This window comes from Streptosporangium sp. NPDC048886 (assembly GCF_055586905.1).
Genome location: NZ_JBVJHH010000025.1, coordinates 1 through 7,262, shown reverse-complemented (window position 1 = coordinate 7,262; position 7,262 = coordinate 1). Strand labels below are relative to the sequence as shown.

4 protein-coding genes are annotated in these 7,262 nt (G+C 71.9%); 3 read left to right on the top strand and 1 reads right to left on the bottom strand.

The annotated features are described in order from the left end of the window. Positions 1-967 (bottom strand): TIR domain-containing protein (locus tag ACZ6R6_RS28630; RefSeq protein ID WP_470098411.1); only part of this gene is annotated, 967 nt, incomplete at its 3' end. 703 nt (positions 968-1,670) lie between these two features. On the opposite strand from ACZ6R6_RS28630, the gene ACZ6R6_RS28625 reads away from it, so the two are divergent. The 3 genes from ACZ6R6_RS28625 (at position 1,671) to ACZ6R6_RS28615 (ending at position 7,137) form a co-directional block, all read left to right on the top strand. Continuing rightward, positions 1,671-3,500 (top strand): ABC transporter ATP-binding protein, encoded by a 1,830-nt coding sequence (locus ACZ6R6_RS28625; RefSeq protein WP_470098409.1) that lies wholly within the window; start codon positions 1,671-1,673, stop codon positions 3,498-3,500. Next, on the top strand, positions 3,497-5,344 hold the full coding sequence (locus ACZ6R6_RS28620) for an ABC transporter ATP-binding protein (protein WP_470098407.1): 1,848 nt from the start codon (positions 3,497-3,499) through the stop codon (positions 5,342-5,344). Before ACZ6R6_RS28625 ends, ACZ6R6_RS28620 begins: the two co-directional genes overlap by 4 nt. Positions 5,345-5,535: 191 nt before the next feature. Continuing rightward, the gene (locus ACZ6R6_RS28615) at positions 5,536-7,137 is read left to right on the top strand and encodes a phospholipase D family protein (protein WP_470098405.1); all 1,602 of its coding nucleotides are present in this window, start codon (positions 5,536-5,538) and stop codon (positions 7,135-7,137) included. Positions 7,138-7,262: the final 125 nt, after the last annotated feature.

Sequence of the window (7,262 nt, the reverse complement as noted above, 5' to 3'; positions counted from 1 at the left end):
CGGGGCTGAACGCGGCTCCGTTGAGCTTCCCGCTGTGGCCGGGAAAACCGCCCACGGCGGGGTTGGCTAGCGCGTTCAGCAAGCCGGCATGGGCGTCCGGGGTCTGCCTGATCCGCCACCCGGCCACGGCGAGCAGCCGGGACAGGACGGGGTCGGTGTCGTCGAGGTTCTCGCTCCGCGCCGCCAGTTGGCGTGACAGGGCGTCCTGGCGCCCGACCTCCGCCAGGTCGCGCTGCTGGACCGCGACCAGGCCCGCCACGACGGACAGGACGAGCAGCACCGCCATCGCCAGCACCGAGCCGGTGATCACCTGGACCCTCCGGCGCTGCGCCCGGACGTCCTCGCCTTCGAGCTCGTCCTTGGCGAGGCCGTGCATGGGCGCGGCCAGTTCCGCGATCGCGCCGCGGAAGGACGCGTTCCGCAGGGTCAGATGGACGTCCTCGTGGGCCCACCTCATGTCCAGATAGCGGGGTTCGACGCCGAAGGCGCCGTGCAGCGCCGGATGGACGGCGGTGGAGGCCGCGTGGTCGAAGTCTCCGGCCGCCTCGTCCCAGACGCAGCCCCCGTCGGTCACCACGATCATGATCGTCTGTGGCCCCTTGACCTCGATCCACCGGCCGATCTCCTTGCCGACCCACCTGGACCGGGCGGACTCCGGTGAAGCGAGGAGGACGAACCAGGCGGACCTGTCGAGGTTGGAGCGGATGCTGGGCCACAGCTCCGCGGTGACCGCCAGGCCGGTCGTGTCCCGGAAGACCTCCAGCGCCCGCCGGCGATGCCAGGGCCTGGCCAGCTGTTGCAGCCCCCGCTGGACGGCGGGGGCGAACGCCCCCCGGGCGCTCCGCGAATAGGAGATGAAGGCCGCGTACCGCTTACCGGTGACGGCGAGCGGCTCGGCGGCCACGGCCTCGGCGTCCGCGCCCGCCGGGGCGAGATCGTCCCGTTCGGCCAGAACCGTCACCTCCAACGCGCTCTCCGGCGTCCTCCCGCCCCCTTCTCCGGAACCCCGTGCCGGGAAGGGCGCACTCGATGGGGTCATCGGTCGCCGGCCCCGACTCGTTTCCGGGCGGTGAGGTCGCCAGCCGGCCCCGTGACGGACCGGTGAGCCGAGCGCCTCCGGCGGATGCGCGCCACCTCTCGGCGCCGGAGGTGCGGGGGAAGGCGAAGAGCAGCCGGTCGACGTCGACGTACCGCGGGTAGCTCAGCGATCGGTTCACGTCGTCGAGCCGGCGGCCCGGGCCGAACCGCACCCGGCCCAGCCGGAACGGGTGGAGCGGGACGCCCTGGTCGGCCCCGGCCTGGGGCACCGCGGGCACGGCGGGGACAGGAGGGAGCCGGCCCGCCACCCACCCGTGGCCACCATGAGTTACAGAACGGACACTCTGGGGATAATTGTCGGCGCCGCGCCCGGTCGCGGAGACTCTGACCGTCACCCGGTGCCGGACGTCCGAGCGGGGGACGCCGCTCGGCGCGACACCGCCGGATGCTCACGGCGCGGAAAACCGGTTGACGGGAGTCTTAGCCTTATTGGGCTTTTGCCCAGGAACAGTGATCAATTCAAACGGAACCCGTGAGGAGTGTGCTGCCTGCTGATGCCCCCTGATACCGACGCCCCCGGGCGAGATACCGCAACCCGTCAGTCCCCGGCCCCCCGCCCGCACCGCGGCAGGATGGACTCGCTGTGGCGGATGAAGTCCTACCTCCGCCCCTACACCACCCGCCTGCTGCTCATCTGGATACCGGCCTTCGCCGGGATCGCCATCGGCATCGTCATCCCGCTGATCGGCAAAGAGATCATCGACGGCCCCGTCGCCCACGGTGACACCGGAGCGCTCCTCCCCCTGGCACTGCTCGCCCTGGCGCTGGGCGTGATCGAGGCGCTGCTCATCTTCCTGCGCAGATGGTTCCTGGCCGATGCCGTCCTCGGCCTGGAGACCACGATCCGCGACGACCTCTACCGGCACCTGCAGCGGCTGCCGATGAGCTTCCACGGCGCCTGGCAGTCCGGCCAGCTGCTCTCCCGCGCCACCACCGACCTGTCGGCGATCCGGCGCTTCCTCGGCTTCGGGCTGCTCTTCCTCGTCCTGATCATCGTCCAGATCGTGACCGTGACGGGGCTGCTGCTGCAGATGTACTGGCCGCTCGGCCTGCTGGTCGCCACGTCGGCGGTCCCGGTCGTGGTCACCTCGCTGCGCTTCGAGCGGAGCTACATCACCGTCTCCCGCCAGGTCCAGGACGAGCAGGGCGACCTCGCCACCGTGATCGAGGAGTCCGCCGTCGGCATCCGCACGATCAAGGCCTTCGGCCGCGGCCGCCACGTCTCCGGTGTCTTCGACGACGGGGCCCGCAAGATCTACCGGACCTCGATGGAGAAGGTACGGCTCTCGGCCAGGTTCTTCACCTTCCTGGAGGTCATCCCGAACGTCACGCTCGCCAGCGTGCTGCTGCTCGGCGCGCTCGCGGTCGGCTCGGGATCGCTGACACTGGGCACGCTGGTGGCCTTCACCACGCTGATGCTGCAGCTGGTGTGGCCCGTCTCGGCCCTCGGCTTCATCCTGGTGATGGCCCAGGAGGCGATGACCTCGGCGGACCGGGTGATGGAGGTGCTCGACACCGACCCGGAGATCGCCGGAGGCACGGACGTGATCGAGCACCCCCGCGGGCACCTGCGCTTCGAGGGCGTGGAGTTCCGCTTCCCGGGCGCCGAGGGGCCGGTGCTCCGCGACGTCTGGCTGGAGGTGCGGCCGGGAGAGACGGTCGCGATCGTGGGCGCGACGGGTTCGGGCAAGACCACGCTGACCGCCCTCGTCCCCCGGCTGTACGACGTCAGCGCCGGCCGGGTGACGATCGACGGGCACGATGTGCGGGACCTGTCGCTGCCCGCCCTGCGCTCGATGGTCGCCACGGCCTTCGAGGAGCCGACCCTGTTCTCCATGAGCGTCAGGGAGAATCTCACCCTCGGGCGGCACGACGCCACCGAGGAGGAGATCGAGCAGGCGCTGCGGGTGGCCCAGGCCGGGTTCGTCCACCAGCTGCCATGGGGGCTGGAGACCAGGATCGGCGAGCAGGGCATGTCCCTGTCCGGCGGCCAGCGTCAGCGCCTCGCCCTGGCCCGCGCGGTCCTCAGCCGGCCGAAGGTCCTCGTGCTGGACGACACCCTGTCGGCGCTGGACGTCGAGACCGAGGCACTGGTGGAGGAGGCGCTCCGGCATGTCCTGCGGGACGCCACCGGGATCGTCGTCGCGCACCGCGCCTCCACCGTCCTGCTCGCCGACAAGGTGGCCCTGCTGCTGGACGGCACGATCGCGCACGTCGGCCGCCACCACGAGCTGATGGCGAGCGTGCCGGAGTACCGGTCGCTGCTGTCGGCGGACCTGGACGACACCCCGGAGGGGCCGTCCCGCCCGGACGGACCGGACGGCGCCCCGGACGGCCTGGACGGCCTGGACGGCGAGCTGGACGACCTGGACGGCCTGGACAGCGAGGGGGCACTGCGATGAGCCAGAGCACGGCACAGGGCTGGCGCGGCGTCGCCGCCGAGAACCAGGACGACCTGTCGGAGCAGGTGTCGTTCCTGCTCCGCACCCGGTCACGGCGGCTGCTCGGCGAGCTGCTGCGGCCCTACCGCAGGGAGATCGTCCTGCTCGTCGCGGTCATCGTGATCTGCAACGCCGCCGCCCTCGCCATCCCCTACCTGATCAAGGTGGGCATCGACACCGGCATCCCGCCGATGGTCGCGGGCGAGGGGCCGGCCACGCTGGTGACGGTCGTCGTGGCGGTCCTGACCGCGGCGGTCATCCAGGCGGCCACCCGGCAGGTGTTCCTGCGGATGGCGGGCCGCATCGGCCAGAACATCCTGCTGGAGCTGCGGCGGCGGGTCTTCGGCCACTTCCAGAGGCTGTCGCTGTCCTTCCACGACGACTACACCTCGGGCCGGGTCGTCGCCAGGCTCACCTCCGACATCGAGGCCATCTCCGAGATGCTGCAGTCGGGCTTCGACGGCCTCGTCACGGCTGTGCTGACGCTGACCGGCACCGCGGTCGTGCTGCTCGTCCTCGACGTCCACCTCGCCGTGGTCGCGCTGCTGCCGCTGCCGGTCCTGCTGCTGTTCACCCGCTGGTTCCGGCGGCAGTCGAGCATCACCTACCGCAGGACCCGGGAGACCGTGGCGCTGGTGATCGTCCACTTCGTGGAGTCGATGACCGGCATACGGGCGGTCCAGGCGTTCCGCAGGGAGCCGCGCAACCAGGAGATCTTCTCCCAGCTCAACGCCGACTACCGGGACGCCAACGTACGGAGCATGCATCTGATCTCGGTCTTCATGCCGGGGGTCAAGCTCATCGGGAACGTCACGGTCGCCGCCGTCCTGTTCTACGGCGGCTGGCTGGCCGTCGGTGGCGACGTCACGGTGGGTGTGCTCGCGGCGTTCCTGCTCTACCTGCGCCAGTTCTACGAGCCGATGCAGGAGATCAGCCAGTTCTACAACACCTTCCAGTCCGCGGGGGCCGCCCTGGAGAAGCTCTCCGGCGTGCTGGAGGAACGGCCCACGGTGGCCGAACCGCGCGATCCCGTGACGCTGGAGCGGCCACGCGGGGAGGTCCGGTTCGAGGAGGTGGAGTTCTCCTACCTGGACGGCACCCCGGTGCTGTCCCGGATGGACCTGGTGATCCCGGCGGGACAGAGCGTGGCGGTGGTCGGCACCACCGGGGCGGGGAAGACCACGCTGGCGAAGCTGGTCTCCAGGTTCTACGACCCGGTGGCCGGCCGCGTGCTGCTCGACGGGGTGGACCTGCGCGATCTCGGCGAAGACTCGCTGCGCGGCGCGGTGGTCATGGTCACGCAGGAGAACTTCCTGTTCACCGGCTCGGTCGCCGACAACATCAGGTTCGGCCGGCCCGGCTCGACCATGGCCGAAGTGGTCGAGGCGGCCCGGGCCATCGGCGCCCACGACTTCATCTCGGCGCTTCCCGAGGGCTACGACACCCAGGTCGCCAAGCACGGCGGCCGGCTGTCGGCCGGCCAGCGGCAGCTCGTGGCGTTCGCCCGGGCCTTCCTCGCCGATCCGGCGGTGCTGATCCTCGACGAGGCGACCTCCAGCCTGGACGTCCCCGGTGAGCGGCTGGTGCAGCGGGCGATGCGGACGATCCTGGCGGAACGGACCGCTCTGATCATCGCGCACCGGCTGTCGACCATCGAGATCGCCGACCGGGTGCTCGTGATGGACAGCGGCGGGATCGTGGAGGACGGCCCGCCCGACCAGCTCGTCGCGCGGGACGGCCGCTTCGCCGGCCTGCACCGGGCCTGGCTGGAGAGCATCTCGGACCTCCCGAGGACCCCCGGCTAGACCGCACGGCCGGGCACGAGGCCGCGGGCACACGGCCCGGCACACGGACGGGCTCCACGCGCGTGGAGCCCGTTCCCGCCGGCGCGCAAAGTGAAACAGAGGTAAAAAGGGGTAGCTCGCACCGGATGAAGGCAGACGACTCATCGTCCACCAGCCGGGCGAGCCTGGACTTCAAGCGTAGTTCGCACCGGATGAAAGCAGACGACTGGTTCCTCACCGGTGCCGAACGCGGCAACCCAGCGTCTCGGATCGACGCCCGGCACGACGGCGACACCGCCTGGTCGAGCGGGAACGCCGTACGCCCCATCCCGCACGGCGCGCCGTACTTCACCGAGCTGCTGGCCCGCGTCCGCGAACTGCGCGCCGGAGACCTGCTGCTGTTCACCGACTGGCGCGGCGATCCCGGCGAGCGGCTGGACGGTCCCGGCACCGAGGTCGCCGAGGTGTTCGCCGCGGCCGCGCGGCGCGGTGTCGTGGTGAAGGGTCTCCTGTGGCGCTCGCACTGGGACCGGCTCCGCTTCAGCGAGGCCGAGAACCGCCACCTGGGGGACGCCATCGAAGCCGCCGGCGGGGAGTGCCTGCGCGACATGCGCGTCCCGCCCGGCGGCTCGCACCACCAGAAGCTCGTGGTGCTGCGGCACCGCGCCGACCCCCGGCGCGACATCGCCTACGTCGGCGGCATCGACCTGTGCTGGAGCCGCCGGGACGACGCCTCCCACGCCGGGGACACCCAGGCCGCCCCCATGGCCGAGGTGTACGGCGCGCGCCCGCCCTGGCACGACGTGCAGGCCGCGATCCGGGGACCGGCCGTCGGCGACGTCGAAGCCGTGTTCCGGGAGCGCTGGGAGGACCCCGGGCCGCTGACCCGCAACCCCCTGCACCGCCTCGCCGACCTGGTGCGGCGGGAGGACACCCGGCCGGATCCGCTGCCGCCGCAGTTCCCCGATCCGCCCGCCTGCGGCCCGCACGCCGTGCAACTCCTGCGGACCTACGCCCACCGGCGCACGCGCTACCCGTTCGCCCCGCGGGGAGAACGCAGCATCGCCCGCGGCTATCTCAAGGCGCTGCGCCGGGCCCGCTCCCTCATCTACATCGAGGACCAGTATCTGTGGTCGCCGCAGATCGCCGAGTCCTTCGCCGAGGCGCTCAAGGTCAACCCGGAGCTGCTGATGATCAGCGTCCTCCCGCTCCACCCCGACCAGGACGGCGCGCTCAACGGCACCCCCCAGATACTGGGCCGCAACCAGGCCCTGTCCATCCTCAAGGAGGCCGGCGGAGACCGCTTCGCGGTGTACGGCCTCGAGAACCGGCAGGGCACTCCGGTCTACGTCCACGCCAAGGTCTGCGTGATCGACGACGTGTGGGCGACGATCGGCTCGGACAACTTCAACCGCAGGTCCTGGACCTACGACTCCGAGCTGACCTGCGCGGTGCTCGACGGGACCCCGGACGGCCGGGAACCCGCCGACCCGGCGGGCCACGGGGACGGCGCCCGCCGCCTCCCCCGCGACCTGCGGCTGACCCTCGCGCGCGAGCACCTCGACCGTCCCGACCTGCCCGACGCGGACCTGCTGGCCCCGGAGTCGTTCTTCGCCGCCTTCGCCGCCTCCGCCGAGGCCCTCGAACGGTGGCACGCCGAGGGCCGCCGGGGGCCCCGGCCGGAGGGACGGCTCCGGCTGTACGAGCCGTCGCCGCTGTCGCCCCTGACCACCGTCTGGGCCGCCCCGCTCTACCGGATCGTGTGCGACCCCGACGGGCGGCCCCGTGCCATGCGCCGGAGCGGCGTCTACTGATCACCCCCGGCGCCCCGGCCGCCGGTCGCCGGGGCCGTTGGGGTGGGGTGGTCAGGTGTCCTTGATGTCGCAGAGGGCGGCGCCGGCGGTGACGCTGTCGCCCACCCCGGCCCGTAGCCCGGTCA